The 15,115-nt window shown below is 57.5% G+C and carries 18 protein-coding genes and 2 pseudogenes; 8 read left to right on the forward strand and 12 right to left on the reverse strand.

What is annotated here, in order from left to right:
- Positions 1 to 204 precede the first annotated feature (204 nt).
- From ACOQPC_RS00505 to ACOQPC_RS00530, 6 genes are all read right to left on the reverse strand, one after another.
- The gene (locus tag ACOQPC_RS00505; protein WP_420606724.1) at positions 205 to 534 is read right to left on the reverse strand and encodes a winged helix-turn-helix transcriptional regulator; all 330 of its coding nucleotides are present in this window, start codon (positions 532 to 534) and stop codon (positions 205 to 207) included.
- Complete coding sequence (locus ACOQPC_RS00510; protein ID WP_420606725.1) at positions 470 to 1,819, reverse strand: hypothetical protein; 1,350 nt, start codon at positions 1,817 to 1,819, stop codon at positions 470 to 472. Before ACOQPC_RS00510 ends, ACOQPC_RS00505 begins: the two co-directional genes overlap by 65 nt.
- 272 nt (positions 1,820 to 2,091) lie before the next feature.
- On the reverse strand, positions 2,092 to 2,517 hold the full coding sequence (locus tag ACOQPC_RS00515) for a GFA family protein (RefSeq protein WP_420606726.1): 426 nt from the start codon (positions 2,515 to 2,517) through the stop codon (positions 2,092 to 2,094).
- A 98-nt stretch (positions 2,518 to 2,615) separates the two neighbouring features.
- Positions 2,616 to 3,851: a M56 family metallopeptidase gene (locus ACOQPC_RS00520; protein ID WP_420606727.1), complete on the reverse strand. Its 1,236-nt coding sequence runs from the start codon at positions 3,849 to 3,851 to the stop codon at positions 2,616 to 2,618.
- Positions 3,848 to 4,228, reverse strand: coding sequence for a BlaI/MecI/CopY family transcriptional regulator (locus ACOQPC_RS00525; RefSeq protein WP_420606728.1), 381 nt, complete (start codon positions 4,226 to 4,228; stop codon positions 3,848 to 3,850). Before ACOQPC_RS00525 ends, ACOQPC_RS00520 begins: the two co-directional genes overlap by 4 nt.
- A gap of 103 nt (positions 4,229 to 4,331) precedes the next feature.
- On the reverse strand, positions 4,332 to 4,790 hold the full coding sequence (locus tag ACOQPC_RS00530; RefSeq protein ID WP_420606729.1) for a helix-turn-helix domain-containing protein: 459 nt from the start codon (positions 4,788 to 4,790) through the stop codon (positions 4,332 to 4,334).
- Between the two features lie 100 nt (positions 4,791 to 4,890).
- On the opposite strand from ACOQPC_RS00530, the gene ACOQPC_RS00535 reads away from it, so the two are divergent.
- The 4 genes from ACOQPC_RS00535 to ACOQPC_RS00550 are packed head-to-tail and all read left to right on the forward strand — an operon-like array spanning position 4,891 to position 6,492.
- Positions 4,891 to 5,271 carry an ArsR/SmtB family transcription factor gene (locus ACOQPC_RS00535; RefSeq protein ID WP_420606730.1) on the forward strand — a complete coding sequence of 127 codons (381 nt, stop codon included), beginning with the start codon at positions 4,891 to 4,893 and terminating at the stop codon, positions 5,269 to 5,271.
- 2 nt (positions 5,272 to 5,273) lie between these two features.
- The gene (locus ACOQPC_RS00540; RefSeq protein WP_420606731.1) at positions 5,274 to 5,756 is read left to right on the forward strand and encodes an SRPBCC family protein; all 483 of its coding nucleotides are present in this window, start codon (positions 5,274 to 5,276) and stop codon (positions 5,754 to 5,756) included.
- Complete coding sequence (locus tag ACOQPC_RS00545) at positions 5,753 to 6,142, forward strand: hypothetical protein (protein WP_420606732.1); 390 nt, start codon at positions 5,753 to 5,755, stop codon at positions 6,140 to 6,142. The genes ACOQPC_RS00540 and ACOQPC_RS00545 overlap by 4 nt, the downstream gene beginning before the upstream one ends.
- On the forward strand, positions 6,139 to 6,492 hold the full coding sequence (locus ACOQPC_RS00550) for a hypothetical protein (protein WP_420606733.1): 354 nt from the start codon (positions 6,139 to 6,141) through the stop codon (positions 6,490 to 6,492). The genes ACOQPC_RS00545 and ACOQPC_RS00550 overlap by 4 nt, the downstream gene beginning before the upstream one ends.
- A gap of 10 nt (positions 6,493 to 6,502) precedes the next feature.
- Here ACOQPC_RS00550 and ACOQPC_RS00555 read toward each other — a convergent pair whose 3' ends face one another.
- Together ACOQPC_RS00555 and ACOQPC_RS00560 are read right to left on the reverse strand one after the other, a co-directional pair.
- On the reverse strand, positions 6,503 to 6,859 hold the full coding sequence (locus ACOQPC_RS00555) for an antibiotic biosynthesis monooxygenase family protein (protein WP_420606734.1): 357 nt from the start codon (positions 6,857 to 6,859) through the stop codon (positions 6,503 to 6,505).
- A complete protein-coding gene (locus ACOQPC_RS00560; RefSeq protein ID WP_420606735.1) occupies positions 6,856 to 7,191 on the reverse strand; it encodes an NIPSNAP family protein in 336 nt (111 codons plus the stop codon). Before ACOQPC_RS00560 ends, ACOQPC_RS00555 begins: the two co-directional genes overlap by 4 nt.
- Before the next feature lie 121 nt (positions 7,192 to 7,312).
- Between ACOQPC_RS00560 and ACOQPC_RS00565 the strand changes: the two genes are divergently transcribed.
- The 3 genes from ACOQPC_RS00565 (at position 7,313) to ACOQPC_RS00575 (ending at position 8,386) form a co-directional block, all read left to right on the forward strand.
- The gene (locus ACOQPC_RS00565; RefSeq protein WP_420606736.1) at positions 7,313 to 8,035 is read left to right on the forward strand and encodes an ArsR/SmtB family transcription factor; all 723 of its coding nucleotides are present in this window, start codon (positions 7,313 to 7,315) and stop codon (positions 8,033 to 8,035) included.
- Between the two features lie 61 nt (positions 8,036 to 8,096).
- A complete protein-coding gene (locus ACOQPC_RS00570; RefSeq protein ID WP_420606737.1) occupies positions 8,097 to 8,240 on the forward strand; it encodes a hypothetical protein in 144 nt (47 codons plus the stop codon).
- Between the two features lie 71 nt (positions 8,241 to 8,311).
- Complete coding sequence (locus tag ACOQPC_RS00575; RefSeq protein ID WP_420608177.1) at positions 8,312 to 8,386, forward strand: hypothetical protein; 75 nt, start codon at positions 8,312 to 8,314, stop codon at positions 8,384 to 8,386.
- Between the two features lie 213 nt (positions 8,387 to 8,599).
- On the opposite strand, the gene ACOQPC_RS00580 is transcribed toward ACOQPC_RS00575, so the two are convergent.
- The 3 genes and pseudogenes from ACOQPC_RS00580 to ACOQPC_RS00590 all read right to left on the reverse strand — a co-directional run.
- On the reverse strand, positions 8,600 to 8,758 hold the full coding sequence (locus ACOQPC_RS00580; protein ID WP_420606738.1) for a hypothetical protein: 159 nt from the start codon (positions 8,756 to 8,758) through the stop codon (positions 8,600 to 8,602).
- 517 nt (positions 8,759 to 9,275) lie between these two features.
- Positions 9,276 to 9,650: a hypothetical protein gene (locus ACOQPC_RS00585; protein WP_420606739.1), complete on the reverse strand. Its 375-nt coding sequence runs from the start codon at positions 9,648 to 9,650 to the stop codon at positions 9,276 to 9,278.
- 160 nt (positions 9,651 to 9,810) lie between these two features.
- Positions 9,811 to 9,951, reverse strand: a pseudogene (locus ACOQPC_RS00590) (IS110 family transposase); the annotation flags it as partial.
- Between the two features lie 81 nt (positions 9,952 to 10,032).
- On the opposite strand from ACOQPC_RS00590, the pseudogene ACOQPC_RS00595 reads away from it, so the two are divergent.
- Positions 10,033 to 10,257 (forward strand): annotated as a pseudogene (locus ACOQPC_RS00595) (transposase domain-containing protein); the annotation flags it as partial.
- Positions 10,258 to 10,825: 568 nt separating this feature from the next.
- Here the strand turns inward: ACOQPC_RS00595 and ACOQPC_RS00600 are convergent.
- On the reverse strand, positions 10,826 to 15,112 hold the full coding sequence (locus ACOQPC_RS00600; RefSeq protein WP_420606740.1) for an RHS repeat domain-containing protein: 4,287 nt from the start codon (positions 15,110 to 15,112) through the stop codon (positions 10,826 to 10,828).
- Between the last annotated feature and the right edge of the window lie 3 nt (positions 15,113 to 15,115).

The following is a 15,115-nucleotide window of genomic DNA, read 5'->3' on the forward strand; positions in this document are numbered from 1 at the left end:
AATATGAAGGGCAGCGGTTCCCGGCGGTAGGCTGAGGCAATCTTTCTCGCAACCGGAACGATTGGCCGGTTTGGTTCGACCGTCAGCAGGTGAACGGCTAGTGCGCAGTACCGCGCACGTTGGCCGACAGGGAACAGGAAAGACCGTGGGTCCGTCGCTCCTTGAACGTCAATTCGGTAGTGCCAACTTCGGTAATTCGCGCGATCAGACTTCAAGCAGATTCAATATTGGCATGAGCTCGCTCCCTCGGGGACTTAGTGAATAAAGCTCGCCACGAGACCGTGTAGGCCGCTCGATGAGGCGATAGCGCTCAAGCGCGACGATACGCTCCGTCAACACCTTTGGCCCGACGGTCGGAAGGCAATCTTCGATCTCGCCGAACCTCTTCGGACCCAGTGAGAGATGGTAGAGGATCAGCGCATTCCAACGATGGCTTAAAAAATTGAGCCGGTCGAGGCGAGCGGTCCGATTACTTGCTGCGGTCAGAACCATGAGACAGATCGCCGCGAGACCAAATATGTCGTAGCGGTTCATTGTCGGATTTCACGCTTTCCTCCGGGTTTGTCGGCTCCGGCGCTACGACGAGGTCGCCGGATCGCAAGCCAGGGCGGATCGTCCATCCAGGCTTCAACGTGAGCGCCCAGCCCTCTCCCCTGAAGCTGTCAAGCTTCGCACCGATTGCCGTTACCGTCGCTCGGTCGGCGCTCGACGCCACCAGCGCGCCACCGCTCTCGACTTCGAGCGCACCCCAGTCGTCGACCAGCCGCATGGTGGGATAAATAGTACCCTGTCCTTCCAGCGGTACCAGTGTCTGCGGATTGAATTGGTAGTTGCTGTGCACAAGCGGCAGGATCAGCACCGGTCCGTCGACCAGCCGAGCCTTGTATTCCGCACGGCGCGCCACGCGCTCGCGCTCGCGCCGCTCTTCCGAAGCCCGCAACGTGCCGTCGTCGTATCGCTTGGCACTTTGGGCGACCGTCGCGCCGGCAGGGCGAATGCCGAGCGCGATGCCCAGCAGTTCGTCGAACCTCCGGTCACGAATCTTCGCGCGCCAGTGGGGATCGGCCTTGTCGAGCAGGAGGCCGTAAGCGGGGCCGGTCGCATAAGCGAACGAGCGTACGAAAGTGGGTGCGGCAACGAACGCTTCGAGATCATGCCGCGCGAAGGCAACGCGCTCCGGTACGGTCTCGAGCCCGAGCCGGACGCCGGTATATTCTGCGATGCCCTCGTTGATTTCGAGTGCGCCTTCCTCCGCCGCGGCGGTCGGGAACAGGCGATATCGCTCCCACCGGAACGCCAGGGCATCGGCGATCGCGGTCTTGCGGCGAGTGGCGTTCGGGGCGCCGATCGCACGCGACAGCGCGCGCCATTCGAGTTGGAGAAGATAGCGCCCTTCCAGCGTGTCGAGATGGTGGTTCGGCGCTTCAGGAAGCGTCAGTCCCAGCCCCTGCTGAACGCGATGGAACAGCTCGTGCGCGATCAGCACGTGACGTGCCGCAGCGTCTTCGGGCGTTGGCCCCACAAGTTGCGTCCACCGGGTGCCCGACCAGTTGGTCGGCGTGTTGGCGATGACGACATCCTCGGGCAGCACGCCGCGAAAGACGGCTCCATCCTGATGCAAAATGCCGTCGGCATCCGCCGCACTCGCGATCACGGATCGATCATGCCAATCCACAAGCAGGACGGGGCCGCAGATCGAGTGGCCCCACAAGTTCCCATCGTCGCGCGCGCAGATGGTGGACGCTTCGGCGAACAGCTTGGTCGCTTGCGAAAGAGAAGGGGACGTCGCTGCCGCGCTCGCGAGCGACGCGATGAGCACAGCTGCGCCGATCCGATTTTTCACTGTGCTCAACTCCCCATTCAATGGTTTATGCATAAAGTACGATACGCGTCGTATGTGTCAACCCACGACTTCATCCGCCGACACTTAACACTTTCGTCAGAAGCAATAGCGGATGACAAACGGAGTTGTTCGGGGCCAACTCTGGGTCCGCAGCGGGTTCATGCTGTAATGACAAAAAGGGTAGTTGAGTGCGCCGCCTGCTCCGTTGCAAGTGCAACGCTTTCGCGCGGACGTTGTCGCAATCGCCGTTAAAACCAAAGGTCGCGGACGCATCGGCCATCCCGAGGGAGGTCCTCGAACGTGTCGCGTCCGTCAAAATGATCAATCGGCAGGTCGGCCACCGCCGCGGTCGTTGCGAGCCGCACATTCACTGCCATCCTGCGACGTCCGTCTTCCTCGATACGAAGGCCGCGCCAAAACACGATGTTCGCGCAGGTCGGACAGAAATGATATTCCAAGGTCGGATTCTTTTTGCCGGCATATGTGTATGTGTTGGTCGGACCCGATACGCTTATACGCCCACCCTCGAAATCATACGCCCATAAGCCGGCATAGCGCTGGCACACGGTGCAGTTGCACGCGGTGACGGATTCCAGATCGCCTTCGAGCGACCACCGTGCGGCGCCGCAATGGCAAACTCCCTCCAGCATTTGATCAGCTCCCACTTCGGTCATTGAACTCGGTTTCAGGTAAATGTCAGACGGATCGCACGTTGCCGGCGCTCTTGCTCCGAGCCTCGGCCAGTTGCGGTTCCCGGAGGCATTGCAAGCGCCTACCGGTAGGGTGCGCTTGGGCGCCTCGCTATCCAAGAGATCCGGCCTGCCCCGGTAACGCTGAACGAAACGATCTCCCGGTGGACACCGTCGAGCAGTGTCACCTTCTCCGCCTGCTGTAGGATGGCGCTCGCGGGCAGTCGCTTGGCGTCCACAGATGCCCCGATCACCCGTCCTCGCTTTATTTTCAACGCGAACATACCAGCGGGGTCGCGAGCTGTGACCGCCACCACAGGCCCGGCGGCGCTTGCCAAATACAAGTCGGTCAGGCCGGGGTCAGTGGTCACAAGCCGGACGCCGCAAAAAGTCGCCATGCCAAGTGCCAGGGCGCCGATGACAGCGGACGGCAAAACAGGCGTGTCTACTCGTCTTGCGGTTGGGATCAGCTGCGTCAGCCGCCATGCCAGCGTGCCGTGTCCGACGCCTGCCATCGCCATCACTGGCGCCCCGGTTGGCACGCCGAAACTCAGGAGGGCTCTCCCCAACGCTGCTCGCGACGCACCATGGTCAATGGCTAGCTGGTCGCAGCAGGCCTCACGCTCAGCAGCAAGCCGCTGGTACATTGCCCAAGCGACCGGCTGGAACCAGATCAGCGCGAGCGCGACGCGTTGCGCGAGATTGATGGCGACATCGCGACGGGCAATATGGGCCAGCTCGTGGAGCAGCACGGCCTCGCGCTCCGCAACAGTCAACCGCACCAGAGCGGCGGGCACCGTCAGCCGCGGCATGAACACACCGGTCACTTGAGGACTGGCGACATCGCCGATCGACACAGGAACGCCGTGCTTGATGCCAAATCGCCGGCTCAGGCAGACAACCTCTTCGGCGAGGAACGCAGGAGCCGGCCAACATTTGATAGTCTGCAGACGCTGATACTGCACCACGAGATGCGCAAGCATGGCCGCGACGCCCGACAGCCATAGCAGCAGGATCAGACTCGTCCCGGGGTTGGCGTACCGAAGCGGCAGCAGCTGGGAGGTCGGCGGCTCGCGGGTAATGACGGAGCCGAGACTGTAATGAAGACCGATTACGCCCGCGACGATAACCGCGGGACCGACCAAAAGCGCCGCCAAGTGGGCAACCGCCATCTGATGCCGCTGCCGGGCCGATCGACCGACAGAACCAAGGCTCCAGAGGCGCCAGAAGAATTCCGCCGCCACCCCCAGCACTGAGACGGACAACAGCCCCCACGCCGCCAGGCGAACCGCATACGCCACGGTTGCCGCTTCGATCATCCCTCGTCTGCCTCGATCCGTGCGACCAGCGCCTTCAGTTGCTCGAGTTCTTGGGCACTGACGGGACGCGCATCGAGCGCCTGCATGGCGAGCGCTAGAGACGATCCAGCAAAGGTGCTGTCGATCCAGCCGCTCACGACATGGTTAAGCGTGGAGCGCTCTGCAACCGCGGGTGCATAAATGTGCTGGCGTGAATCCGCGATCCGCGTGACTAGTCCTTTTGCCAGCATGTTTTGGAGAGTTTTCAAGGCGCTCGTATAGCCCGTGTCGGTGCCATGATAGACCTCTTCATGAACTTCGCGGACGGTTGCCTTCTTGCGTTTCCACAAGACGCGCAACACGGCAAGTTCTGACGCGGTAGGTGAATTGCTTATCATTCATTACCTATGGTTGACGAATGGTCACCGTGCAACACGGGTCCTGAACGTCAACGTACGTGTCGCCACTGGCTCCGTAGCGAAGGACGGAATCCTTTTGTGATCAAATTGAACGAGCAAACTTTCGTCGCTTGCGAAGGATGAAAGCCTGATTATGCCGACCGCTGCAACCTTGCCCACGCCCTCTGGCAACGTTTCGTCGATAAGCTCCGGGCGACTGGCCGAACTTAGCTCCAAAGCGCCGAGTAAACTCGGACAGATCCATGAATCCGTTGTCGAGCGCCGCGTCGAACACGTTGCTGCCCTCGCGTAGCGCTTCGGCCGCGCCCGTCAGACGCCGATTGAGAAGATATTGATAAGGGGTCACACCCACAGCACGCCGGAACAGCCTGATAAAGTGGTACCGCCCCAGCCCGACGGCTCCGGCCATGTCCGCGAGCGACAGCGGTTCGGCAAGGTTCTGCTCGATGAACGCGATTGCCTCGGCCCCGCGCGCCTCGTCGGCGAGGGTCGAGCGAGGCTCTTCTGCCTCATGCGTCAACCGGAGCGCGGCGCCCGCCATACGGTGCGCGGTCTCCTCACGGTCGTGGTCTCTCGCAAACGACCGTTAATTGGAGGGCGGGGGCAGATGTAACAATCCCCTCCCGGCAACGCTCGCATCGATGTTCTGTGCCCTTGCTAATATCGATTCCGGTCTATATAGAAGTTTCTCTATGAAAGCAGTGTATGCAACTCTCTTCGCGGCGTTAAGCGATCCCACCCGCGTGGCGATTGTTCAGCGACTGGCCGAGGGGGAGTTTTCCGTATCTGACCTCGCTCAGCCATTCGCGTTGAGCCAGCCGACGATCACCAGCCATCTCAATGTGTTGGAACGCGCCGGGCTGATTCAGCGGCGCAGAGTCGCTCAGCGCCGCCTCTGCCGGTTGCGGCCCGAGGCCATCGCCTCGCTCGCCGAATGGCTCGACGCTATCGGACGGCAGTGGTCCGCGCGGGCAGATCGGATGGCCGATCATGCCGCTTCAATGACGGAAAAGGGAGATTGAGAATGCCAGCACGGGCAACCGCCGACAGAGCGCAAGACTATATCGTAGACGAGGATCGTCACACCATAGCACTCACTCGAAATTTAAGCGTGACCGTGGAGCAGGCATTCGCGCTATGGACCGAGCCGCGCCATGTCGAGCAATGGTGGGATCCCTCCGGCAAGCCGTTAGCAGCGTGTTCGATCAACCTTTGCGTCGGCGGCGAACTGCGGTTCGTGGGGGTCGGGAACAACGCGCCCCCGTTTGTAGGTCGATATGTCGAGATCAATCCGCCAACCCTACTGGTATTCGAGGCGATGGCGGCAATCGGCACGGTGACGATCGCGCCGCGCGACGGCGGTTCTCGCGTTCAAATCGAGATATGCGCGCCGGATGCCGAGGCGTTAAGAGGTATGCTCGAGATCGGGGTGGCCGTTGGAACCGCTCAAACTCTCGACAATCTTCAAGCCTATTCTCGCCCTTCGAAAGGTGAATCCGATCGATGACCGCGGCCGGCTCTCGCACGTGGCAGCCGCTTGCCACGGCTCCCGACGTTCGGGTGCTCACTTATTCGTTCGGGCCGGGTACGGCAAACAGCGTAGCGATTGGGCTGGCGAGTGGGAGCTGCCTGGTGATCTCTCCCCCGACAAAAGCGTTCGAAGAGACATACGCTCAAATCGCCGACCTCGGCCCGGTGCGCTGGCTGGTCGCACCGAACGGATATCACTATCTTGGCCAAGCGGAGTGGCGCGCGCGCTTTCCCGAGGCGGTGAGCCTCGCGCCGCGCGGAGCGCACGCGCGGTTAAGCGACAAATGCTCCGTGCCATTCGTTTCCTTGGAAGAAGAGAGTGATGATTTAGCGCCGTTTCGTTCCTTCGTCCCGAACGCATGAAATCGCCCGACGCGCTACTTGATATCGACACGCCGGCCGGTCCCATCTGGTGGATGGGCGACCTCTTCAGCAACAATGAGCATCACGACCAAATTCTTCCTCTCCGCATTATCGCGCGGTTGGCTGGGAGCGGCCTGGGCTTTCGCTGCAACGCACGGCCCGAATTGGTCTACGTTGCGGATCGCGACGTCTGGTCGCGGTCAATCGTCCGTCGGCTCCACGAGCGTAGGCCGGTTGCGATCATTCCAGCGCACGGCCGGACGGTGCAAGGTCGCGCCTATGAACGGGCTTTGGACGCGATCACGAGCGCGATGCCCGGTGTTGCCTTAGCCCCGCCGACACCGACGTAGTAAACTGACATCATTTTTCCGGCTGAACATGAGCGGCGATGCTATCAGCCGGAGCCTCGGCGCGATTCGTCATGCCGTAGTCGCGAAGCACGCTGGCGACGCGCAACCGATAATCGGAGAATACGCCAGCGCGGCCGCGTGCCTGAGTCGCACGATGGGCGGCCGTGTTACGCCATTGCCGCACCGCGTCCTCATCTCGGAAATAAGACAAGGACAGCATTCGCTCGGGATTAGTGAGGCTCTGAAAGCGCTCGATCGACAGGAACCCATCGATCGTTTCAAGCTCTCCCCGCAATGCCGCCGCCAAATCAAGATACTGCTGCTTGCGGCCCGGCGCCGGTTCGACTTCGAAGATTACGGCGATCACGGCTGCACCAAGGAATGGGGTGCAGACGCCAGTCGAAGAAACATGCGATTCTCCTTCAGAATGAAGCGCTCGCGCTTGGCGAATTCATAATTTTCGCGGCCTAGTGGGTCATCGCGCAACCGCGCCCGGTATTGTTCATACGCGGCGAGACTGTCGATATTGTAGACGCCGTAAGCCGTGGTTGCCGAGCCCTCCTGTGGTGCGAAATACCCGATCAGGTCAGCGCCGCAGCGCGGGATCGCCTGCCCCCAGTTGCGGGCGTACTCCTCAAAAGCATCTGACCTGAACGGGTCGATCTCGTAGCGAATAAAGCATGTCAGCATGATCGGCATATCTCCTGTCTGTCTTACCGTCATTTAGCTGGCCGTAGCGGGTCGATGCTTCGTTCGGCGCCGAAGCATTGCAGGCAGGGCTGTGCTAACGTGTATCTAACTGCACGCTCGGAACCACTCGATGCTCACCACCTCAGGACTTGCCGAAACCGCCGCACTGGTCGGTGATCCCGCAAGGGCCAATATGCTTTTGGCCCTGATGGACGGACGTGCCCTAACCGCGACCGAACTGGCAGGAGCGGGCGGCATCACCCCGCAGACCGCGAGCGCTCATCTCGCGCGCTTGACGCAAGCTGGCCTGATCGTGGTCGAGCGGCAAGGTCGTCATCGCTATCATCGGCTCGCGTCGATCACGATCGCGCAGATGCTCGAAGGTATCATGGCGGTGGCCGCGACACCGCCCCGCCTTGCGAAGGCTCCGCCCCGGACAGGTCCAAGGGATCGCGCCTTGCGACGCGCGCGCACATGCTACGATCACCTCGCCGGGCAGATCGCCGTTGCGATGGCCGATCGGATGATCAAGTGCGAACACGTCGAGCTATCGTCGGATGGTGGCATTTTGACGGAAGCCGGAGAGGCGTTCCTTCGCAGCATTGGAGTCGACCTCGATAGGGCTGCGCCGCGCGCAAAGCGCAAGCGGGTGTTCTGCCGGCCATGCCTCGACTGGAGCGAACGCCGTCCTCACATCGCCGGTACAGTAGGCACGGCACTACTGGCGACCTTCTTCGCCAGGGACTGGGTGCGTCGTGTCGACAGTTCGCGAGCAGTCACCGTGACGCCAGCCGGTCGTCATGCTCTGGATCGAGCATTCTCTTTCGACACGGAATTGTGGGCCGATGCTTAGCCGTTTCAATCTGCCTCTATGCTATCACACCGATTGGTTGCGGCCTTAAGCGCTCATTTGCTTGCGTTCTGGTATCGGCCAGCAGCGCTTCAACACCCGCGACCACAAGCCGAAAACACCCAAGCTGGAAAGTGAACACGCGGTCATAGAAGTGCTGCCGACCGTCTCCGATGCGCAGTTCGAGGCGGTCCCGCGCTCGCGATGATGGCGCCGATGACGGTGCGCGACCCCACGCTGCTCACCGGCATCTGCTTATGCGCATGCTGCGGCCGCGCAATGAGGCTGCGAACGGGGACCACCAGCGTCGGGCGCGAATATCGTTACCATACCTGCTCGACGAAACCGCGGTAGGCGTTCGTGCCTTAAGACCGAAATGGCGCACCCGACATGACAGAGATGGGCACTGTAATCACTGGGAAATTCTGGTGGATTTAGCGGCGCAGTTCTAGATTATCGGCATCTGTCCCCGCCTTCAAGCGTTCAGACGAAGTTCTCAACCTCATATCAAAAATCCCCGTCGGACCGCTCATGCAGGGAGACAGCAGGTCCGCCGGGTCACTGTGGTCAGAACTTCCAACCCAGAATGATGGTGTCGGCTGCGGATTGTTCCTGGGATGCGATGATGCCGCAGGCTTCCACGCCGACGGTCCATCCGCTGCCGATCTCATCTTGGCTCGAGAGCGTGAACAGACCGGTATTTCCGGAGACGCGCGGCAAGAACATAGTGAATCTGACATCCAGTGCTCCGTCTAGGCTCAGCGTGGAAGGCCGAAGCTCAGCGTGGCCGGGGCCAGCTGATTGCCGCCGGGGACACATACAGGGCGGAGGCATCGAGGCTGCCGCGGGCCGACTGCCAGTTTACGAACGCGTCGCCGCCATAGCGGGTGCGATCGTCGCTATTGCTGGTGTCATTGAGATAGAGGCTGCGCTCTCATCGATACGGTGTAGCGCGACGATCTGGATGAGAACCGAGCGGCGATCAGGATGAGAGCTGATTGTCGCGGCCATTTGATGATGGCCAGTCTGATTGACGCTGGCAAGGGCGTCCATCTCGACCGCTCGACCCTGCCGGACTGAGTAGGACGGGCAGCGTGGTGGCTCAGGCCGCTACGCGATCATCTGCTCTGCAATCTCAAGTTTGATGAAATATGCCAGGGCCGCGTGCGTGATTGACGGAGTCCTGCAGAGTTGTTGCAGATGCAGTAACAACTATAACTGAATCCTTGTCATTTCGCGGCAGTTATTGAATGTTTTGAAGCATCATTATAAACTCTTTTACCAAAGCTTTGTCCTTGTTCGTCGGGCGCTTCGGAACAATGGCAAAAACTTGAACTCCGGTATCTTCCACTGCCGCAGTATGCATCGCTTTAATATTGAGCGAAGGACCATTCGCCGACACATTAAAATCGCTGGACGAAAGGCTTTTTCGAGCCGAAAGAAAGTCCATTCCATGCCTTTGGGAAAAAGACTCTACTAAAGATGAAATTTCGTCTTCTTTGTTTGGATCAATTGATATTGTTATATGAACAAACAAGTTTTTGTCATTGCCCGTAAGCACGTAGCGCTCCGGATCATGGCTACCAAGATTGCAACCAGACAAACCATATACGCTCACAAGAGATAACGCTATAGATATTAATAATGATCGCATTGGGCACCTAGTTTGTTAAAAGATCCCATCACATTGGGCACCTAATTCGTTAGAAGCGCCGATCATCTGAACCGCGAATTGCGACTTCCCGTAAAATTCGTTTGCCCATGCAATCAACGAATTGGAGCTTGGCGATCGCTTCGGGCTCATTCTTGATCACCCCGATCAATCGCACCTCGCCAGCTTGGCCAGCATCCGCAATTGCCGCCGAAATCGTTTCCTCGTGGACGTCCAGCCCAACATACGCGTTATAATTGCTTGCCATACCGACCTCCGATCCTGCGCGGTCTAGAAATGACCGCACAAAGGAAGGCTACTCCAACCGGTGAGTTCGCCAACCGGAAATGGTCATCCCATCTGGCTGTTCGCGGGCTCTCAAGCTAGCGGTGAGCGCGCCGCGGCGATCTATTCCGTCATCGAGACCGCTAAAATGAACGGCATCGAGCCGCAAGCCTATATCACCGATGTCATCGCCAGAATTGCCGCCGACTGGCCTGCCTCGAGATAGGATGAGCTCATGCCCTGGAACTGGCGGACGCTGGTCGAAGAACCCATCGCCGAAGCTGCCTGACCTGCGTCTCACAGGCCACGCTTACCTATCATAATACAGCGAGAAAGGATCAAACGAAGACCATCGAAAATCGGCGCTTGCAGCACCGCAGGATCGCCGCCTAAACAACAAACCCCAGATGAGGCCCACGCTCCGCTAATTTACGCAGCCAAGTGTGCCAAACTTTTTGACGGCGGACACGTAAAAGACTCTATAACTTGAATAAACCTACACGAACTCTTCTTTACCGCCAATAAATATATTCAAATATATTATCATTCTATTTTCTATAAAAATGCTATCCAAATTAGTGAAGCTACCCAAAGTAAAATACTTACGAGTAATATTTTAAGCTTGTCCCTATTAACCATAAAATCCTTTTGTAAAAAGGCAACTATATGAGTAATAACTAGCGCTACAAATATCACGATAACATATGTAAACCAAACAAAGACATCTCCTCCTGATCCTTGATTATCTTTGCTAATATATGACGACAAGATTATCCATCGTATCCAGATGGGTGATATCGATAATATTATCGATATCACCACAAAAGTAAAAGCTATGACCGACCATCTTTGTTTAATTACTGTCCAGGAAAACATTTGATACTGGCCTTTCCACCCACAATATCATAAGCGAGATTCCGAAATCTGTCCTGCTCGGCAGACGCACCATTAGAAGAAAATGCAGAAGCAAATGAATCTGAGATTAGATTAGCGGCAGATCGAGATTGACCAGCACCAGCAAGATAGAAACCTACAGCCAAATTTGCTGCGGGGGTATACTGGCTGTAGAATACCGTGCCAGAGGATGTGCGGACGCGTTGAAAGTCATAAGTTCCGTAATGGCCTACATTCGAATTGGCACCAAATAAGCCGCCGCTAAATCCAGCACTAAAAATATCAGTGGGATTAAAATTGTCTGGAGCTCGGAAGCTCAGCCCGCCTGCTTCGCAACGCTTAGAACTGGGAGGAGCGCTATTGTCGATTCGAAAATTGGTCCGCGGCGCTGGATTAGATTTTTTATTTTTGCGCCGGGCTGTTCCTTGGACGACTATATCGTCTGCTGACGAACCTCCAACGCTGCCAGCGAAGATTCCACCAAACAGTCCGGTATAGACTCCGGCCGGCGCCGATTTAATCGGCTCTCTCCGCCCGGTCACAACTATCGCAGGGCCATAGGAACCATCTATCCGCCTTATCAGGCCTTTTAAACTGGATGTCCCCGACGGATCAATGCCATTCACCGGATCATTGCCGACATAGCGATACATGTTCATACCGTCGCCATATCCGATCGGGTCGGTCTGCAGAAACCGTCCGAGCGAGGGCGAATACATGCGCGCTTTGTAATAAGACATGCCAAGCTCGGCAATCCAGGCCTGGCCGGTATACTGGAACCGGCCGGCGTTGGTTAGGCCGGGGATGCCATAAGCGTCATAGCTGTTGACGGTCAGCCCGTTGCCGTTGGCATCAGAGATCGCCACGATCGAGCCGCGCTCGTCAGCATAAAGGTAGCGCCGCGCGCTGGCCGCTACGCTGGCGCCCTCATACATAACCAGCGGATTGTCGACACCGGCAGCTGCGCCGTGGATGTAGCGCTTCAGCATGGTTCCGGAAGTGTTATATTCGGCAACCATCGCATCGCCATCATAGGCAAACCGCGTAATGCCGGTCTGGCTACCGTTGATCTCATACAGGCGACCTAGCGGATCGTAACGCAGCGTCGCGCTCGAACTGCCCACGCTGCCGATGACCAGGCGGTTTTCGACATCATAGGTGAAAGCGCTGGTGCCGTCCGAGGTCAGATTGCCATTGGCATCATAGGTGAAATCGGCCGGGCCGGCCTCCAAATACTGGTTGAGGCCGTTTGCTGTGTAGGCGCGCGTCGCGTCCTTGTGCCCGTCCCAGGCATAGGCGTTGTTCGACTGCGTCTTGCTCGCAATCTGACCCGCTGGATTGTAGGCGAGGGTCGCCGTCGTATCGAGAGTGGTGCCCGCCTGGTTCAGGGTAAGGCCGCTCAATCTGGACGCGACATCGTAGGCGAAGTTGTTATACATATTCCAGCCGCTGCCGGGTTGATACCGGTTTAGCCTTGATGGCAATCCGTAGTCATCGAACGTGGTCTGCAGCAAATTTTCGCCATTGAATTGCGTCAGATTGGGCCGTCCCAGGACGTCATAGGATGAGGCTACCGAATAATTGTCCGGGAAGGTCATGGTCGATCGGTTGTTCGTCACGTCGTATCCGGATCCGATCGAACGGCTGGTTCCGTTCATCGTCATGGTTTCCATGATCTGACGCCCGAGCCCGTCAAAAGCGAATGTCACGCCCTCGCCAGCCGTGCTATCAAACCGGGCGCTCGTGAGACCGCCGAACAAGTCATAATCATAATAAACATCGCGCGTATGGGTTGAGGAAAGCCCGGAGCGCTGCGGCACGACCTTTTTGGTGAGCCTGTTCAGATGGTCATAGGTCAGGAGCAACGTTTCGCCTCGGCGCGTGACGAAGCTAGTGACATTGCCATTCGGATCGAAGCCATATTGCTCGAGATCAGTAGTCGAGCTGGCATTGGCGCCCTTGGCCGCGACGGGGTAGCGGATCTGATAATTGCGATCGTGACCGTCATAGATATAGGTGGTGAGATTGTTCGAGGCGTCCTTGGCGGTCGCGATCAGGCCATTTGGTGTAAAGGTAAATGTGTAATCATTGATCGCGTCTGCGGTGAGATAGCCACTGGTAACCTGGAACACGTGGTCGAGTTGGTCATAGCTATATTTTGTGATGCGGTCGGGGCCAAAGGCTCCTTGTGTCCCGAGTTGGCAGGCGCTGGAGGGAGGCGAACCAAACTTCGCCGAGTTCATCCGCGTAGCGACACAGGTTATCCTGCCTGCCGTGTCGTAGCTCGTCTGAACCAAGGTTTGAACAGCGCCGTTCGATCCGATACTAGACTGCTTGATCGGTCGGCCATAGCTGTCGAACGCTACAGTCGATGATTGATTAACAGCAAATGACGGCCAAGAAGTTTCTGACTGCCCAGTGGTATGCCCGGATTCAACTTTCCATGCCCGGCCTGCCGCATCATAAGATGTGCGCTGCGCAAGATTGTAGCCGGATGCGGCCGGTCCTATTCGGCCTGTTTCCTGGCGCGCCTTGTTGTAGAAAATAACGGTTGTATCGCCAGCCCCGCTCAATGGCCCATCGATCGACGCGACATCGCCTGACGAGGTATATGTCAGATTTGTCGTCTGGATCAGCGTGTTGTTGCCTGCCTTAACGCTGAGGTTGGCCGGCAATGCATTGTTGGGGGTGCTGCTGGTGAGATAGTTGAGATCAGAAATCCGCTCGTTCGCGCTGCCCGTGCAGGTTGCCGCCGTTCGGCATTCTCGCGAATAATCGAAAGCGTAAATAGTTGGAGAATTCGACCAACCGCTGGCTGACGTCAGATACCGCGCCTGGACCGCGCTGTAAGAAATTGTCGTTGTCGGCCGGGCACCCCCCACATTGGGCGCCGGTGCTTCAATTTTGCTAACCCCGCCATGCGTTGCGTTATAGGTAAAGTTGGTGGTGTTGCCATTAGCGTCGGTGACGCTCGTCGGTTTATTGCATATTTTCGGGTTCGTGCAGGAGCTTAAAAAGGTTGCGCTTTGGGTGATTGGAGCGAGCTCTGTGCCAGATTTGGGATAATGCGTCTGGCTCGTGACGTTACCGCGGGTATCGTAAGTAAAGGTGGTGTAGTCGTGCTCCGGCATTGTTATTTTTGTGACGCGCCCTGCTGGACAATTTGATGGAGGATTGCAATACGCAAAATTGGTAATAGCATTTCTTGCATTGGTTATGCCAATAAGCTGCTCCTGGGTATTGAAGGAGTATCTCAAAGGATTGCCATTGGGATCGGAAACCTGCACGTGAAAAGTGCCAGTGTTTGAATAGTTCCAAGTTCCCCCGCCCTTCGTCACGGACAACACTTTGTCGCCGCTATAGACAAAGGAAACCGGCGAACTGCCCGAGCCAGGCGGCGTTATCGAGGTGACCTTGCTACCGGAGTAAGAATAGGAGGTGGTCCTGCCTTCAGGATGGGTTACCGAGGGGGTGTTCGAAAGGTTGCCACCATAGGTCACTTCCGGCCAGTTACCAGCAAGGCTGCATACATCTGCCGTTGGACTGCAGTACTCCACTGCATTGTTGATCGACGTAACTTTGGTTAGCTGGCCCCAATCTGATCGCGTGCTGTAATTGGAATAGTAGGACAGTTTGAGTTGATAGCCTGTCGAGCTGTTGATAGAAATAAGCCTGGTTTGCGTTACAAAATAATTATCGCTCGGATTCGGCCTGACAACTTCATAAGCACCGGTCTGATAAAAGAATTGATGCTCAACGCCGTCCGGAAAGGTTATCTTCTCTGCAGCCTTGAATGCAGTGGTGTGCTCAGAAAGACCAGATACGGCCCGGAATTGAATTACTGTTCCGTCCGAGGCGGTATATGCCGTGGCGGTGCTGTTCAGCGTTGACCCATCTTGAACTACTGGAATATAAGCCGTTCCGTTCCAGTGAAATGAGCTTGACACCCCGCCAAATACAACGATCGGATCTGTCGCATTGCCCGACATCACCGGGGTCGTCGATAGACGCCAGCCATAGGTCGCCAGCTGTCTATCGAGCTGCAATCCGCGGTGATCGTCTGGCCCTATTCTCAGGTCAGTTGAGCCAAGCACGAGTGTGCGCGTAAAAATGTCGACGTTGTTCTCATCCACATTCATGGGCTGCGGCGGCGGCGGCGGTTGTGTCTGCGCGTTGGCTTCTGCAGCCAAAAGCAGCGACATGGCGCCTAGCGATACGCCCGAGAGCGAACGAATGCCTTTTTTTGTCATTTT

This window comes from Novosphingopyxis sp. (genome assembly GCF_965218915.1).
Taxonomy (GTDB): domain Bacteria; phylum Pseudomonadota; class Alphaproteobacteria; order Sphingomonadales; family Sphingomonadaceae; genus Novosphingopyxis.